Below are 16378 nucleotides of genomic sequence, written 5' to 3'. Positions count from 1 at the left end.
TGAAAAGGTGGTAGCGGCGCACCCCGGCAGGGCCGACGGCGGTGCCGCTGAGCCAGTCGCCCGCCCCCGGCGGGGGCTTGTGCTGCTGGGCCACCGCCCGCTGCATCTGGGCGGCCACTTTTTTGCCATTGCGCAGCGTCGCCCGGGTCAGCGCCTGCAGGTTGCGCTGCGTGGCGCGCGTGAGCGTGGCGGCAAGGCGGGAGGCGGCAGAGCGGCGGGGCATGGGGTGGGTGGACAGCGGCGATGCATTCATCATGCTGCACTGCAGCATTTTGCGCTTGTAGGCGGAGGCCTCGATCGGGGTCATGCCTGCGGCAGACCATGCCGCCCTGCTTGCGCACGCACGCCGCTCCCTCGCGCTGGTGCGCTTGCCGGCGCCTTCGCACCGTGGTGTCGGGCAGCGCCTCAGGCGGCTGGGGGCGCCGCGCCGCCGCCCAACCACGTCAACCCCGGGGGCAGCGCTTCGCCGAAGCTGCGCCGCTGGTCGGCCTCGTCGAGCTGCACGGCCTCGCGCACCAGCGTGGCCCAGCTGTGCGGCGCGCGCGCGGCGACCAGGCGCTGCGCGACCGCTTCGCGCAGTGCGGCCGGCAGGTCGCGCGCCCGGTCGCCGCTCATGCGGGCGATCTGGGTGGCGGCGAAGGCCGCGGGCTCGACCGCCTTCCAGTCGAGCGCGAGCAGCGCCGCGAGCCACTCGCTGGCCAGGTCGGCGGGCACGACGGTGTGGGCGCTGCCGTAGAGCGGCACGCGCGCGCCGATGCGGCCCAGGGCCCACCAGGTTTGCGGGTTCTCGCCAGGGCGCTGCAGGCGCTCGAGCACCCAGCGACCGGTGTCGCTGCGGTGCGCCACGGGCACTTGTTCGAGCAGCGCGGCCAGGCGCACCATGTCGTCGTAGCTGCCCTGCACCGGGTCCTTGGCGCGCTTGCCGGCGTCGCAGTCTTCGAGGTGGCCGGCCAGGGTTTCGAGGATGTGCAGCTGCTGCGCCTCGCCCAGGCCCCCGGCTGCGCGGCGCCACAGCGTCCACCACTCCGACCAGTTGCGGCTCTCGGCGGTGTACTGGATGCCCTGGTCGAACAGCTCCCAGACCTGCTCGATGCGCCAGGCGTCGAGCGGCGCGCCCAGGCCGGGGCGCAGGCAGTAGCCGGCGAGGTTGAGCCACACGCGCTCGTGTTCGGCGCTGCGCCGGCGCCGGCGCGCGCGCGCCCACAGGGCGTCGAACAGGGTGCGCAGCAGCGGCAGGCTCCAGGTCTCGCGCGCGCCCAGCAGGCGCTCGAGCGCGCTGCGCAGCTGGCGCACTTCGCGGGCGTCGGGCTTGTCGGCCGGGGTGCCGAAAATGCGCTCGATCAGCGCCACGGCCTCGGCCACGCGCTGGTGCGGGGCAGCGTCGGGGAGGGCGGTGCCGGCGCCCGTGTCACCCAGGGTGTCGGATGTGCCGGGGTCGCCGGCGCCGCTGCGCAGCTGGAACGCCAGCAGCCAGCGCTGCGCCGGGTCGCTCACGCTGGCGCAGTGCATCTCGAGTGTGCCGACCTCGGTCATGGTCGCGCTGAGTTGCACCGTGACGTCGGCGCGGCGCCGGCCCTCGGGTGCGGGCAGCACGGTTTCAATCGGCGGCAGCCGCACGAAGGCGGGCGCGTCGGCGTCGGCCTCGGTGCCGGTGCCGGTGCCGGTGGGCGCGGCGGCGTCGAGGTCCACCAGGTCGCCGGCGTGCCACGGCCTGTCGTCGGCCGATGCCACCAGGTGAAAGCGCACCGCCTGTCCGAGGCGCAGGGCAAAGTGGTGCTGGGCCAGCGGCACCTCGGTGCCGGTGTCGGTGCCGCGCGGCAGCACGCAGAGGGCGCGGCCCTGTCCGTGACGCCCGTCGAGCACCAGGAAATAGCTGCGTGCGGCGCCGCCGCCGACGCCGCGCGCCAGCTCGGGCACGCGCGCAGCGCGCACCAGCGCATAGGCGACGGCGCCGCGCGCCACAGCCACGTCGGGGTCGGCGTTGTGCAGCACGCGCACCGGTGCGCCGCGCCACCGCGCGAGCACGCTCTCGAGCCGATCCGCCAGCGCCGGCGCGCGGAACACGCCGCCGTTGAGCAGCAGGGTGTCGGGCACGGGCAGGGCGTCTGCGTTTTCAGCGCCCTCGGAGCCCAGCGCTGTGCGCGCGGCCGCCGCGTGGCGCGCCAGAAACGCCGCCAGGTGGCGCGTGATGGCCGGGTCGGCCGGGTAGGGCAGGCCGAACTCGACCAGGCCGCTGCTGCGCCGCCGGGGCCGCTCGCTCGCCGCCTGCTGCGGCACAAAGCCGTCGACCACCAGCTGCTGCACCTCGGCGCGCGTCAGCGTGGCCGAGCGCCCGCCGCCCACGAGGCGCGCGCCCGCGCCCAGCAGCGTGACGCTGGTGCGCTCGGGGCCGTCCGGCGCCAGCAGCAGCTCCTTGGCCGCGCGGCAGCGCTGCACCAGCTGCGCAAAGCGCGCGGCGGGCAGCCTGTCGCCACCGCCTGCCAGTTCGCGCTCGGCGCGGTGCGCGAGCGCCAGGTCCATGTTGTCGCCGCCGAGCATCAGGTGGTCACCCACGCCGATGCGCGTGAGCACCGGCGGCGCGGCGGGGTCGCTGGCGTCGCGTTCGACGCGGATCAGCGTCAGGTCGGTGGTGCCGCCGCCCACGTCGCAGACCAGCACCAGGCGCGCCTGCGCGAGCGCGGCGGCCCAGTGGTGGCGCTCGCGGTAGAGCCAGTCGTGGAACGCGGCCTGGGGCTCTTCGATCAGGCGCAGGCGCGGCAGACCGGCCAGGCGCGCGGCCTCCAGTGTGAGTGCGCGCGCACCTTCGTCGAACGACGCGGGCACGGTGAGCACGATGTCCTGCTGCTCCAGCGGGTCGTGCACAAAGCGCGCATTCCACGCCGCGCGTGCATGCGCCAGATAGCTGGCGCTGGCCTGCAGCGGCGAAATCTTCGGCACCTCGTCCGCTGCGCCCCAGGGCAGGATGGCGGCCGTGCGGTCCACGCCGGGGTGCGACAGCCAGCTCTTGGCGCTGGCCACCAGCCGGCCCGGAGCCTGGCTGCCCAGGTCGCGCGCGTAGCGGCCGATCACCGCGGGCGGTGTGTCGGCGCCGCCTTCGAGCGCCACCGGCCAGGGCAGCTGCAGGTCGGCCGCGGCCAGCTCACCGGGCGCCGGGTGGTAGCGCACCGAGGGCAGCAGCGCCGGCGCCGCGACCTCGCCCGGCGCCACCAGCTGGGCGATCGGCAGCAGGTGGATGGCGCCATCGCCCGCCTCGGCCACCCCGCCCCCTTCGGCGGCCACCGCGTGGGCCGCGTAGGCGACCACGGTGTGGCTGGTGCCGAGGTCGATGCCGACGGTGTAGCGCGCGCTCACAGCGGGCTCAGGGGTGGGCGGCAGGTGCGTCGCCGCGCACGTCGAATTCGACCTTCCAGCGCTCATCGGCCGAAGCGCCGTCGCTGCCCACGGGCAGGGCTTCGAGTTCGAGCGTGCCGGTCTCGGTGATGCGCGCATGCAGCTGCACGCGCACGACCTCGCCGACGGCGCGGCCCTGCGCGGGCAGCGTGGCTTCGATCTCCTGCAGCTCGTGCAGCTCGTCGGGGCCCCAGAAGTCAAGCAGCGTGCCGACCTGGTCCTGGCGGCGCACCGACGAGCCGAAGAAGCGCAGCCGCACCGGCTCGCCGACGACCAGGCCGAACTCCTGCGCGGGCAGGCCCGCGTCCGTGCCTTCCTCCATGCCGAACGGCGCCAGGCACAGCGCCTGGATCGGCGGCGCCAAGCCCGGAATCGCGGGCATCGACGATTCGACGGCCACGTAATAGGCCTGCGCCGTGCCACCGCGGATGCGCACGCCGCTGCCGCGGCGCACGTAGCCGTAATAGGCCGCGCCGCGCGCCACCGCCAGGTCCAGGTCGGCGCCGCCGAGCAGCCGCGCGGGCGCTGCGCCCTCGGCCGCGAGCCAGCCGTTGAGCACGCCGAGCAGCCGCTCGGCGATCAGCGCCGACTTGAGCACGCCGCCGTTGAACAGCACGGCCGTGGGGTGCAGGAAGCTGGCGCCGTCCGCGCCCGCGTCGGCGGCGCCGCCAAAGCCTGCGATCTCGGCCGTGGCGCCGCGCTGGCGCGACAGGAAGGCCGCGAGGTGGCGCGTGACGGCGGCGTCCTGCGCATACGGCAGGCCCAGCTGCGTGAGCGCGCCGCGCGCACGGCTGTGCGGCTGGTCGGACACGGCGGCGGGCGGAAAGAAGCCCTCCAGCAGCGTCTGCGTGAGTTCTTCGCGCGTGACCTCGGTGCGGATGCTGGCGCCGATCAGCTTGGCGCCGCGGCTGGGCACGACCACCGGCACGGCGGCGAGCGCGGCGTCGGCCAGCAGGGTTTCCTTGGCGCCGCGGCAGGCATGGGCCAGCGCGCGCGTCTGCCAGGGGTCGAGCTGCGTGCCCTGCGCGGCGAGCTTGCGTGCCACGCCATAGGCCAGCGCCAGGTCCATGTTGTCGCCGCCGAGCAGGATGTGGTCGCCCACGGCAATGCGCTGCAGCGCCAGGTTGCCATCGCGCTCCAACACGGCGATCAGCGACAGATCGGTGGTGCCGCCGCCCACGTCGACCACCAGGATCACGTCGCCGCGCTGCACGTCCTTGCGCCACTGGCCGCTGCTGCGCTGGATCCAGCTGTAGAGCGCCGCCTGGGGTTCTTCCAGCAGCGTCAGCGGGCCAAAGCCGGCGGCCTGCGCGGCCTCGGCCGTGAGCTCGCGTGCGGCCGGGTCGAACGAAGCCGGAATCGTGACCGTGACGTCCTGCGCGTCGAACGGGGCCTCGGGGTGCTGCGCGTTCCAGGCGGCGCGCAGGTGTGCGAGGTAGCGTACCGAGGCTTCGAGTGGCGAGATGCGCGCCACTTCGGGCGGCGCCTCGGCGGGCAGGATGGCGCCGCGCCGGTCCACGCCCGGGTGGCACAGCCAGCTCTTGGCGCTGGCGACCAGCCGGATCGGCGTGGCCGCGCCGCGCGCGCGCGCAAACTCGCCGACGGCAAAGTCCTGCGCCGGCGCCCAGGGCAGCGCCAGGTCGCCCGGCGCGAGTTCGCTCGCGTGCGGCAGGTAGATGAACGACGGCAGCAGCGCCTTGTCCTGCACCGCGCCGGGGCCCGTGAGCTGGGGCAGCTGCAGCACGCCCTGCACCACGTTTTCGCCGTCGCTGGCCTCTGTGTCGACCCACGACAGCGCGCAGTGCGTGGTGCCCAGGTCGATGCCCAGCGTGTAGCGCGCGGCGCTCACAGCTCCACCTCGGCCTGGGCGACGACGGCGGCGTCGTGGCCCGGGGCCAGCTGCGGCAGCTGGCTGCCCGTCACGCGCCAGCCGCGGTGGCCCAGCGTGCCGGTGAACGGCGCCTGGCCGACGACGTTGCCGGTCAGGCGCACGGCGGCAGCATCAAAGCCGGCGGGCAGCGTGATGCGGCTGCCCTCGACTTCGCTGCGCACCGGCGCGATCTGGAAGTGCTCGCGCAGCACCTTGCGGCAGCCCTCGTGCACCACGCGCCCGGCCGCGCCGATGTCGGCGTCGCTGTAGGCGGCAATGTCTTCCTCGACGAAGTCGACGAAGCGCGCCTCGCGCTGCAGCAGGCCGAGCAGCTGCAGCGCGGCGGTGTCGGGGGCCGCCTGCACGGCGGGCTGGGGCGCCGGGGAGGGCGCCGCCACTGGCGCGGGCGCCGCGGGCGGCTGGGCCGGCGGGCCGCCGGCGCGCAAACGCGCCACCTCGGCGGCGAACTCGGGCCGCGCCAAGATGGAGAAAAAACTGCTCACAGCGAGCGCGATGCGGCTCAGCAAGGAGGGGTGGGCTGGGGTCATGGGATGCCAACGGTGTGGGGAATCGGGAAGGCCGGGGCGGTGGCGCGTGCACGGGCGCGGGGCCGGGCCGGCGAGGATGCCATGGTACCGAAACCGCCTCTTGCACGGTGGACCAGGGCATTTGATGCTATTCAATCAATAGCTGCATGCGATTTACCCATCAGCGTTTGAGGCCGATTTCATGCTTTTTTGTGCCGCCCCAGTGCGCCGGCCCCGCGCGGGCCGCGGCGCTGCCCCGGGCGCCTACGCAGCACTGCGTAAGGGAATACGTGAGCAAGTGTAACGAAGCTGTGCCCTAGAGTGGCTTCGTGCTTGGCATGCGGCCAGGCCGTGTCTTTTTTGGAGAAGCTTCCAATGGCAGTGTCCCCCGCGATCAACCGTTCTGTGGCACGCCGCGTGACGTTCCTGGCCATGGCCCTGGTGGCGCTGGTGCTGCTGCTGGTCGGGCTGGCGATGGCGGTGCTGACCGAGCGCAGCACGCGCGCCCAGGTCGTGCGCAGCGTCGGCGACACCGCGCAGAGCGTCGCGCAGTCGCTGGACGCGGCCGATGCGACCAACCGCGAACTGGTGCAGCGCACCATGAAAGGCTTCCAGCGCTATTTCGAGCCCACCATGGAGCTCGACGAGGCCACGGGCGAGCTGCGCAGCTTCGGCGCGCTGGTCAACGAGGACTATGGCCCGGTCGACAAATTCGCCACCGAGACCGGCGGCATCGCCACGGTGTTCGCCAGGCAGGGCGAGGACTTCATCGGCATCACCACCTCGGTCAAGAACGCGCAGGGCGAGCGCCAGCTGGGCACGGCGCTGGAGCGCACCGATCCGGCCTATGCGCGCGTGCGGGCCGGTGAGGCCTACGTCGGCCGCACCGTGGTGGGCGGCAAGCCCTACATGGGCTACTACCTGCCCGTCAAGAGCCCGCAGGGCCAGCCGGTGGCCCTGCTGTTCATCGGCAACGACATCAGCGTGTTCGAGGCGATGTTCGAGAAACAGGTGGCTCAGACGCGATTCTTCGAGCACGGTGGCGTCTACGTGATCGACCCGCGCGGGTCGCTGGGCCAGGCCGTGTTCGTGGCCCACCCCACGGCGCGCGGCCAGAAGGTGCTCGAGGTGTCTGCCGCGGCGCGGCCGTTTTTTGAAGCGCTGGCCGGCGCCGACGACGGCTTTGTGCGCGCAGCCGCGAGCGTGCGCAGCGCCGACGCGGCCCAGCCGTGGGCGCTGCTGCGCAAGACGGCAAGCGGCTGGTGGGTGGTGGCCGAGGTGCCCGACGGCGAAGCCATGGCCAGCCAGCACCAGATCACGCGGGCGGTGTGGGCCATGATGGCGCTGGCCGTGGCGCTGCTGGCCGTCGGCCTGTTCGTGGTGCTGCGCCGCGGCGTGAGCCAGCCGCTGCGCGAGCTCACCCAGGCCATCACCCAGGTGGCGCAGGGCGACCTGACCGAGGCCTTCCGCACCACGCGGCGCGACGAGATCGGCGCGCTGGTGCAGGAGGTCGAAGGCCTGCGCCAGCGCTACGTGCACATGCTGCAGCAGGTGCGCACCGCGGTGGACAGCATCACCACCGCCAGCGCCGAGATCGCCACCGGCAACCAGGACCTGTCCAGCCGCACCGAACAGACCGCCAGCAGCCTGCAGCAGACCGCGCAAAGCATGGAGCAGCTCACCGCCACCGTGCGCCAGTCGGCCGACGCGGCGCGCCAGGCCAACGCGCTGGCCGGCTCCGCCGCCGAGGTGGCCGCACGCGGCGGCCTGGCCGTGGGCCAGGTGGTCAGCACCATGGGCGACATCCACCACAGCTCGCGCAAGATCGCCGACATCATCGGCGTGATCGATTCGATCGCGTTCCAGACCAACATCCTCGCGCTCAACGCCGCCGTCGAGGCGGCGCGCGCGGGCGAGCAGGGCCGCGGCTTTGCGGTCGTCGCCAGCGAGGTGCGCAGCCTGGCGGGCCGCTCGGCCGATGCCGCGCGCGAGATCCGCCAGCTCATCGGCGACTCGGTCGAGAAGGCCGAGTCGGGCGCGCGCCTCGTGAAAAACGCCGGCACCACGATGGACGAGATCGTCGGTTCGGTGCAGCGCGTGGGCCAGATCATCGGTGAGATCACCGCGGCGGCGGCCGAGCAGGCCGGCGGCATCGGCCAGGTCAACACGGCCGTCAACCAGCTCGACCAGATGACGCAGCAGAATGCCGCGCTGGTCGAGCAGAGCGCGGCCGCAGGCCAGAGCCTGAGCGAGCAGGCGCAGCGCCTGGCCAGCGCGGTGCAGGTGTTCCGACTGCCGCAGGGGCAGCCTGCTCTGGCGCACGCGCCGGCCCGCGCGGCGGGCAAGCCGCTGGCGGCGCTGCAGGCTCCGCACTGACCGCCCCGGCGCGGGCGGCGGCGGGGCACGCGCATCGTTTATCCTGGCGCCCCCCGTTTCACCGCCCCGCCATGACCGCCGATGTTCCCACCCTGCTGCTGATGGTGATCGTGTCTTCGGTCGTCATGGCCGCGGCGCTGCTGGTGCTGGGCTGGGGCCGGCGCCAGGACGGGTTGCAGCTCTGGGCGGCGGCGCTGCTCGTGAGCGCCGTGGGCTATGCGCTGTACCTGCTGCGCGGGCGCATTCCGGATGCCTGGTCGGTGGTGCTGGCCAACGCACTGCTGTCGGCCACCTTGTCGGGTCTGCTGGCGGCGGTGCACCGCTTCCAGGACCGGCCGCAGCGGGGGGCGGTGCTGGTGGTCCCGCCCGTGGCCACCGCGCTGTTGATGGCCCTGTTCCAGGACAGCTTTGCGCTGCGCGTGGCCGTGTCGGCGGCGTTGATGGCGGCCCAGGTGCTGTGGGTGCTGCACGCCCTGCAAGCCCCGGGCACGGCCGGCCGGGGGGCCCGGCTGCTACGGGCGGGTCTGGCGCTGGAGGCGGCCGTGCTGCTGCTGCGCAGCGCCTGGGCCGCCGCTTTTGCCGGTGAGGGCGCCACGCTCTTGCAGAGCCATGCGGTGCACACGCTGACCTTCATGACGGCCTTCATCGCGCTGCTGGTCACCTCCATGGGCTTCGTGTTCATGGGCAAGGACCGCGCCGACGGCATCAACCGCCGCCTGGCCGCGCAGGACGAGCTGACCGGTGTGGCCAACCGCCGCGCCATCATCGCGGCGCTCGACCGCGACGTCGCACGCGCCCAGCGCACGCGCGAGCCGATGGCGCTGATGATGCTCGACGTCGACCACTTCAAGCAGGTCAACGACCGCCACGGCCACCTGGCAGGCGACGCGGTGCTGCGCACGGTGGCCGGCGTGCTGCGCCAGCGCGTGCGCGCGCAGGACATCATCGGGCGCTACGGCGGCGAAGAGTTCCTGGTGGTGCTGCCCGACACCACGCAGGAAGGCGCACACGACCTGGCGCTGCAGCTGTGCGAGGCGGTGCAGGCCGCGCCGTGCCAGTGGGACGGCGTGCCGATACCGGTCACGGTGAGCATCGGCGTGGTGGGGGGGCGCCTTGCGGCGTCGGACCACTGGGACCTGCTGGTGCACGCGGCCGACAGCGCCCTCTACCGCGCCAAGCAGGGCGGGCGCAACCGGGTCGGGCTGGCGCCGGGGGTCGAGCGCGTGGTGCGCCGCGCGGATGCGGCCGACTGTCCCACGACCTTTCCGTCGTTGCTGTGAAGCGGCGCGGGGCAAGGCACCCCGCCGCGCCTTGTGGTCGAATAAGCGTTTTGACCGCCCGAGGAGCCTCGCCATGAACGCCCGCGTCCCCCCCACCGCCCTGGAGCCCGCACAAGCCTTGGACCACGTCAGCCGGGTCTGGGACGAGAGCATCGTGCCGCAGCTGACCGACTACATCCGCATTCCCGCCAAGTCGCCGATGTTCGCGCCCGACTGGGAGCAGCAGGGCCTGCTCGATGCCGTGGTGCGCAACGCCGCCGCCTGGGTCGGGTCGCAGAAGGTGGCCGGTTTGACCTTCGAAGTGGTGCGCCTGCCGGGGCGCACGCCGGTGCTGTTCTTCGAGGTCGCGGCGACGCAGCCGCAGTCCAGCCAGAGCGTGCTGATGTACGGCCACCTCGACAAGCAGCCCGAGTTCTCGGGCTGGCGCAGCGACCTGGGGCCCTGGACGCCGAAATACGAAGACGGCAAGCTCTACGGCCGCGGTGGCGCCGACGACGGCTATGCGGTCTACGCCAGCATCGCCGCCGTCCAGGAGTTGAAGCGCCAGGGCGTGCCGCACCCGCGCATCGTCGGCCTGATCGAGACCAGCGAAGAAAGCGGCTCGCGCGACCTGCTGCCCTATATCGACGCCTTGAAGGGCCGCCTGGGCGACGTGGCGCTGGTGATCTGCCTCGACAGCGGCGCCGGCAACTACGACCAGCTGTGGCTCACCACCAGCCTGCGCGGCATGGCGGCCGGCACGCTCAAGGTCGAGATCCTCACCGAAGGCGTGCACTCGGGCGATGCCTCGGGCCTGGTGCCCTCGTCGTTCCGCATCATGCGCCAGGTGCTCGACCGGCTCGAGGACAGCGCCACCGGCCGCCTGCTGCCGGCCAGCTTCCACTGCGAGGTGCCGGCCGAGCGGCTGGCGCAGGCGCGCGCCACGGCGGCCATCCTGGGCGACGAAATCACCAAGCGCTTTCCGTGGGCGCACTACGACTGCGGCGGCTCCACCACCTTTGCGCTGCCGACAACCACCGACCCGGTGCAGGCCCTGCTCAACCGCACCTGGCGGCCCACGCTCAGCGTGACCGGCGCCGAGGGCTTTCCGGCGCTGCAGGACGCCGGCAACGTGCTGCGCCCCTACACCGCGTTCAAGCTGTCGCTGCGCCTGCCGCCGCTGGTGGACGCGGCGGCCTGCGTGCAGGAGATGAAGGCGCTGCTCGAAGACAACGCGCCCTACCAGGCCAAGGTCACCTGGGAGGGCGCCAGCAGCGCCAACGGCTGGAACGCCCCGATCACGGCGCCGTGGTTCCAGAGCGCGCTCGACGCGGCCAGCCAGGCGCACTTTGGCGCGCCCTGCGGCACCATCGGCCAGGGCGGCACGATTCCGCTCATGGGCATGCTGAGCCAGGGCTTCCCGGATGCGCAGATGATGGTCTGCGGCGTGCTCGGCCCCAAGAGCAACGCGCACGGCCCGAACGAATTTCTGCACGTGCCCTATGCCAAGAAGCTCACCGCCGCCGTGGCCGAGGTGATCGCCAGCCTGCCAGCGGCCGCCTGAGCTTGGCGCACGGGCCTGTGCCCGGGCGCTGCTGCCGCACCGCCAAAGGCCCCCGCCATGTTTGACACCCCCGACACGACCCTGAGCACCGTCACGGCCCGCGATGGCGAAAGGCTTGCCGTGTACGACTGGCGCCTGACCGAAGGCGCGGCGCCGCGCGGCACCGTGCTGCTGGTGCACGGCCTGGGCGAGCACGCGGGCCGCTACGTCGGCGTGGCGCAGCGCCTCAACGCCTGGGGCTTTGCGGTGCGCGGCTACGACCAGTACGGCCACGGCCGCTCGGGCGGGCCGCGCGGCGGCCTCCCGTCCGACCTGCGCCTCGTGCACGACCTGGCCGACCTGATCGACGCCACGCGCAGCCGCATGGCGCTAGGCGCGCCGCTGGTGCTGCTGGGCCACAGCATGGGTGGGCTGGTGGCGGCGCGGCTCGTGGCGTTGAAGCTGCGCGCGGTCGATGCGCTGGTGCTGTCGTCGCCCGCGTTCGACGCCGGCCTGAATGCGGGGCAAAAGCTGCTGCTGGCGGCATTGCCGCGCATCGCCCCCAACCTGCGCTTGGGCAACGGGCTCGACGCGCAGTACCTGTCGCACGATCCGGCCGTGGTCGCGGCCTACCGGGCCGACCGGCTGTGCCACGACCGCATCAGCGCGCGCCTGGCGCGCTTCATTGCCGAGGGCGGCCCCGCGACGGTCGCGCAGGCCGCGCACTGGCGCGTGCCCACGCTGCTGCTGTGGGCCGGCGCCGACCGGCTCGTGAACCCGGCCGGCAGCGCCGCGTTTGCCGCCGCGGCGCCGCCGGCGGCAGTGCGCTCGCAGTGCTTTGCGGCGCTGTACCACGAGCTGTTCAACGAAACGCCCGAGCGCGCCGCGCCGGTGTTCGACCGCCTGCGCCAGTGGCTGGACGCGCACGCCGCCTGACGGTCCAGGGTTTTGGGCCAAAACAGCCTCAAACGCTTACCTGTCAAGCGCTGGCAGCTCTTATTTTCGAAGCAAACTGCCGAGCCTGCCCAGCAGGTCGCCGGCGTTGCCCAGGCCCTCGGCGGGGGCCTGGCCGTTGGGCGTCAGGTGGTCGATCAGGCCGGGCAGGACCTGCGACAACTGGGTGGCCGCCTCGCCCTGGCCCACGCCGAGCTTGGCGCCCAGCTGCGACAGCGTGTCGCTGCCCAGCACCTCGGTGAGCTGCTCGCCCGACACGGGCTGGTTGGCGCCCGTGCCCACCCACGAGTGGGCCACGTCGCCCAGGCCGGCCTGCTGGAACTTGGACATCAGCCCGCCCAGGCCGCCGTGCTCGCCGTCGTTGCCGAGCAGGCCGGCCACGGCCTGCAGCAGCTGCGGGTGGCTGGTCGCGAGTCCGATCAAGCCGCCGAGTCCCCCCAAGGCACCGAGTCCGGCGCCGCCGCCCGGGCGGTCTTCCGGGGGAGACGGGTTCGACACCGCACCCAAAACAGAATCAAGTAAGCCCATGCTGTTCTCCAAAAAGAGGGGGAGAGACCAGTGTGCGGCAAGCGGCCGCCGAGCGTGTGTGCGTTTGTCTCTGCGGCGCGGGAGGGGCCGGGCGGGACCGGGTGCCTGGCATGTCCGAGTGCCGGCCTCGGGTATCTGGGCGCGGCTTGACAAGGATCAGGGCGTGCCGCGCCAGGCTGCGTATCGTGCCGGGTGTGCGGTGGCGCCCCCCGGCGCCCGCCTTTTTGACGTCCCTTCCAGCGCATGCAAGACCCCACCACGCTCCCCGCTGCCGCCGCGCCACCCGGGCCCGCTCCGGCACCGCTTGAACTCGTCTGCCCGGCCGGCAGCCTGCCCGCGCTCAAGGCCGCGGTCGACCACGGCGCCGACTGCGTCTACCTGGGCCTGCGCGACGCCACCAACGCGCGCAACTTCGCGGGCCTGAACTTCGACGAAGCGGCGATTGCCAACGGCATCGCCTATGCCCACGCCAAAGGCGCCAAGGTCTTCATGGCGCTCAACACCTACCCGCAGGCCGGCAACCCCGGCCTGTGGCGCAGTGCGCTCGACCAGGCTGCGCAGCTGGGCGTCGACGCCGTGATCCTGGCCGACCCGGGGCTGATGCAGTACGCCGCGCACAAGCACCCGCGCCTGCGCCTGCACCTGTCGGTGCAGGGCTCGGCCACCAACTACGACGCGATCAACTTCTACCGCGAGCAGTTCGGCATCGTGCGCGCGGTGCTGCCGCGCGTGCTCTCGCTCGAGCAGGTGCGCCAGGTCATCGAGCGCACGCCGGTCGAGATCGAGGTGTTCGGCTTCGGCAGCCTGTGCGTCATGGTCGAGGGGCGCTGCGCGCTGTCGTCCTATGTGACGGGCGAGTCGCCCAACACGCACGGCGTGTGCTCGCCGCCCAAGGCCGTGCGCTGGGTCGAGACTCCGCAGGGCCGCGAGTCGCGCCTGAACGGCGTGCTGATCGACCGCTATGCGCCCGGCGAGAACGCCGGCTACCCGACGCTGTGCAAGGGCCGCTTTGACGTGGGCGACGACCAGAACTACTACGCCATCGAAGAGCCCACCAGCCTCAACACGCTCGAACTGCTGCCCCAGCTCATGAAGATGGGCGTGCGCGCCCTCAAGGTCGAGGGCCGCCAGCGCAGCCCCGCCTATGTGGCGCAGGTCACCAAGGTCTTGCGCGAGGCCATCGACCAGTGCAGCGCCAACCCGCACCGCTACGCGCCCAAGCCCGCCTGGATGGCTAGCCTCGACCAGGTCGCCGAAGGCCAGCAGCACACGCTGGGCGCCTACCACCGCCCCTGGAAATGACGATGAACCCCTCCCTGCAACTCTCGCTCGGCCCGCTGCTCTACTACTGGCCGCGCCACACCGTGCTGGCCTTTTACGAGGCCATCGCGCACACCGCCATCGACACTGTCTACCTCGGCGAAACCGTGTGCTCGCGCCGCCACGAGCTGCGCCTGCCCGACTGGCTCGACATTGCCGCGCGCCTGCGCGCTGCCGGCAAGCAGGTCGTGCTCTCGACCCAGGTGCTGCTCGAATCGGGCGCCGAGGTCGGCACCATGCACAAGATCGCCGCCAACCCCGATTACCTGGTCGAGGCCAACGACATGGGGGCGGTGCAGCGCCTGGCTGGCCGGCAGCCCTTCGTCGCCGGGCCGCAGCTCAACCTCTACAACCTGCCGTCGCTCGCGTGGATGGCGGGCCTGGGCGCGCGCCGCTGGGTCATGCCGCTGGAGATGCGGCGCACCGACCTGGCCGTGCTGCAGCAGGGCCGCCCGGCCGGCCTGCAGACCGAGGTGTTTGCCTATGGCCGCATGCCGCTCGCGTATTCGGCGCGCTGCTTCACGGCGCGCCACCGCAACCTGCCCAAGGACGACTGCCGCTTCAGCTGCCTCGACCACCCCGACGGCCTGCTGCTGCAAACGCGCGAGAGCGCGCATTTCCTCGTGCTCAACGGCACGCAGACGCAGTCGGCGCGCGTCTACAACCTGATCGATGCGCTGCCCGAGCTGCAGGCGCTGGGCGTGGACCTGGTGCGCCTGAGCCCGCAGGCCGAGCACATGGCCGAGGTGATCGCGCTGTTCGACGCCGTGCGCTGCGGCACGCTGGCGCCGTTTGATGCGCACGCGCGCCTGCAGCCGCTCCTGCCCGGGCAGGGCTGCAACGGCTATTGGCACGGCCAGCCGGGGCTCGACCAGGTCGCGCCCGGCGCCGGCGTGCCGGCCTGAGCCCCATGGCCTGCGCGCAATCTCAAGCTAAATCGGCCTGCGGCGCATGCACAGCAAGCGCTGACAGCTATCAAAGAAGGAGTTGCCGGCGCGCCGCACCACCCTGCCGCGCGCCGGCCTCCACCGCCTGAAAGGCTTCCATGCACCCGTCTTCCTCCCCCGTGGCCTCGCCCCCGCCGTTCCCGACCACCGTGCCCGCGCCCGTGGCGGCCGTGCTCGCGCGCCTGCCGGCGTACCCCGCGGCGCTGCTGCTGACGACGGCGCTCAACGTCGGCGTGGCGCGCCAGCTGCCCGGCGACGTGGCGGCGCGGCTGCTGCACAAGCGCCTGCGCATCCAGGTGCGCGACGCGCGCGTCACGCTCGACTTCACCTGGACCGGCGGCGCCTTTGCCCCGCGCGCGCGCCACGCCGACACCGACCTGTGCATCAGCGCGAGCGCCCACGACTTCCTGCGCCTCGCGCAGCGCCAGGAAGACCCCGACACGCTGTTCTTCAGCCGCCGCCTGGCGATGGAGGGCGACACCGAGCTGGGCCTGGTCGTCAAGAACACGCTCGACGCGCTGGAGCTGCCCGTGCTCGACCTGCAGCAGTGGGCGCCGCGCCAGCTGCTCGCGCGCCTGGCGCTGCTGCGCCCCGGAGCGCGGCCATGAGCGCGGCCGCCGCTGCGCGCCCGCTGGTCTATGCCTGCTCGGGCTGCTCGAGCGCCGCGCAGCTGGCCAACCACGTCGCCGTGCGCCTGGACCGCAGCGGCGTGGCCGAGATGTCGTGCATCGCCGGCGTCGGCGGCGACGTCGCCAGCCTCGTCAAGACCGCGCGCTCGGGCCGGCCCATCCTCGCGCTCGACGGCTGCGCGCTGGTCTGCGTCCACAGCAGCTTGGCGCGCCACGGCATCGTGCCCGCGCGCCACTACCAGCTGCAGCAGTATGGCGTCCGAAAGCGCCAGCACGAGGACTTCGACCCCGAGCAGGCGCAGCAGGTGCTCGACCGTGTGGTGCAGGACCTGCGCGCGCAGCCGCTGGTGCCGGCGTCCGCTGTCGCTGTCTCCGCTGCAGGCGCAGGAGCCCGGCCATGAGCGCCGCCCCCGCGCCGCGCCGCATCGTCGTCGCCATCTCGGGCGCCAGCGGCGCCGTCTATGGCGCGCGCCTGCTGCAGGTGCTGCAGGAATTGCCCGGCATCGAATCGCACCTGGTGGTCTCCGACGCCGGCTGGCGCAACCTGCAGCACGAGCTCGACATGGACCGCGCCGCCGTCGAGGCCCTGGCGCACGAGGTGCACGACGTGCGCAACGTCGGCGCCGCCATTGCCAGCGGCTCGTTCCAGTGCGCCGGCATGGTGATCGCGCCGTGCTCGATGCGCACGCTCGCCGCGGTGGCGCACGGCCTGTCGGACAACCTGCTGACGCGCGCCGCCGACGTGGTGCTCAAGGAGCGCCGCCGCCTGGTCCTGCTGGTGCGCGAGTCGCCGCTGCACTTGGCGCACCTGCGCAACATGGTGGCCGTGACCGAGATGGGCGCCATCGTTTGCCCGCCGCTGCCGGCGTTCTATCTGCGCCCGACGAGCGTGGGCGACATCGTGGACTACAGCGTGGCGCGCGCGCTCGATTTGCTCGATGTGCCGCACGCGTTGGCGCCGCGTTGGGAGGGGTTGGCGTTGCCGGAATGACGGCTGTGATTGGCTGTGTTTTTTGCTCTGTGCCTTTTGCTGAG

Annotated in this window: 13 protein-coding genes and 1 pseudogene; 9 read left to right on the top strand and 5 right to left on the bottom strand. The window is 72.9% G+C overall.

The window, feature by feature from the left end; genetic code table 11:
* The 4 genes and pseudogenes from B2J89_RS22805 to B2J89_RS16585 form a co-directional block, all read right to left on the bottom strand.
* Positions 1–307, bottom strand: a pseudogene (locus tag B2J89_RS22805) (hypothetical protein); the annotation flags it as partial.
* A gap of 98 nt (positions 308–405) precedes the next feature.
* Positions 406–3417 carry an Hsp70 family protein gene (locus B2J89_RS16595; protein WP_169170133.1) on the bottom strand — a complete coding sequence of 1004 codons (3012 nt, stop codon included), beginning with the start codon at positions 3415–3417 and terminating at the stop codon, positions 406–408.
* Entirely contained in the window at positions 3359–5239 is a 1881-nt protein-coding gene (locus tag B2J89_RS16590) for an Hsp70 family protein (protein ID WP_169170132.1), read from the bottom strand. Before B2J89_RS16590 ends, B2J89_RS16595 begins: the two co-directional genes overlap by 59 nt.
* A complete protein-coding gene (locus B2J89_RS16585) occupies positions 5236–5808 on the bottom strand; it encodes a DUF2760 domain-containing protein (protein WP_169170131.1) in 573 nt (190 codons plus the stop codon). Before B2J89_RS16585 ends, B2J89_RS16590 begins: the two co-directional genes overlap by 4 nt.
* Before the next feature lie 354 nt (positions 5809–6162).
* Here B2J89_RS16585 and B2J89_RS16580 point away from each other — a divergent pair, with 354 nt between their 5' ends.
* The 4 genes from B2J89_RS16580 (at position 6163) to B2J89_RS16565 (ending at position 11901) form a co-directional block, all read left to right on the top strand.
* Positions 6163–8163, top strand: coding sequence for a methyl-accepting chemotaxis protein (locus B2J89_RS16580; protein WP_169170130.1), 2001 nt, complete (start codon positions 6163–6165; stop codon positions 8161–8163).
* A 71-nt stretch (positions 8164–8234) separates the two neighbouring features.
* On the top strand, positions 8235–9443 hold the full coding sequence (locus B2J89_RS16575; RefSeq protein WP_169170129.1) for a diguanylate cyclase: 1209 nt from the start codon (positions 8235–8237) through the stop codon (positions 9441–9443).
* Between the two features lie 73 nt (positions 9444–9516).
* Positions 9517–10986 carry a M20 family metallopeptidase gene (locus B2J89_RS16570; RefSeq protein ID WP_169170128.1) on the top strand — a complete coding sequence of 490 codons (1470 nt, stop codon included), beginning with the start codon at positions 9517–9519 and terminating at the stop codon, positions 10984–10986.
* 57 nt (positions 10987–11043) lie between these two features.
* Positions 11044–11901: an alpha/beta hydrolase gene (locus B2J89_RS16565; protein WP_169170127.1), complete on the top strand. Its 858-nt coding sequence runs from the start codon at positions 11044–11046 to the stop codon at positions 11899–11901.
* Positions 11902–11961: 60 nt separating this feature from the next.
* On the opposite strand, the gene B2J89_RS16560 is transcribed toward B2J89_RS16565, so the two are convergent.
* Positions 11962–12447, bottom strand: coding sequence for a YidB family protein (locus B2J89_RS16560; RefSeq protein WP_169170126.1), 486 nt, complete (start codon positions 12445–12447; stop codon positions 11962–11964).
* 243 nt (positions 12448–12690) lie between these two features.
* Here B2J89_RS16560 and B2J89_RS16555 point away from each other — a divergent pair, with 243 nt between their 5' ends.
* The 5 genes from B2J89_RS16555 (at position 12691) to B2J89_RS16535 (ending at position 16334) form a co-directional block, all read left to right on the top strand.
* The gene (locus B2J89_RS16555; protein WP_169170125.1) at positions 12691–13749 is read left to right on the top strand and encodes a peptidase U32 family protein; all 1059 of its coding nucleotides are present in this window, start codon (positions 12691–12693) and stop codon (positions 13747–13749) included.
* Between the two features lie 14 nt (positions 13750–13763).
* Complete coding sequence (locus tag B2J89_RS16550) at positions 13764–14672, top strand: U32 family peptidase (RefSeq protein ID WP_205763863.1); 909 nt, start codon at positions 13764–13766, stop codon at positions 14670–14672.
* A gap of 140 nt (positions 14673–14812) precedes the next feature.
* Positions 14813–15322, top strand: a complete 510-nt coding sequence (locus B2J89_RS16545; RefSeq protein WP_173025604.1) for an SCP2 domain-containing protein — start codon at positions 14813–14815, stop codon at positions 15320–15322.
* Positions 15319–15744, top strand: coding sequence for a putative zinc-binding protein (locus B2J89_RS16540; RefSeq protein WP_169170123.1), 426 nt, complete (start codon positions 15319–15321; stop codon positions 15742–15744). Before B2J89_RS16545 ends, B2J89_RS16540 begins: the two co-directional genes overlap by 4 nt.
* Positions 15741–16334: a UbiX family flavin prenyltransferase gene (locus tag B2J89_RS16535; protein ID WP_169170122.1), complete on the top strand. Its 594-nt coding sequence runs from the start codon at positions 15741–15743 to the stop codon at positions 16332–16334. The genes B2J89_RS16540 and B2J89_RS16535 overlap by 4 nt, the downstream gene beginning before the upstream one ends.
* The last annotated feature ends 44 nt before the right edge of the window (positions 16335–16378 follow it).

Source organism: Acidovorax sp. SRB_24 (assembly GCF_012931925.1).
The sequence above is the reverse complement of the archived record's forward strand: the minus strand, read 5'-3'. Positions and strand labels throughout refer to the sequence as shown.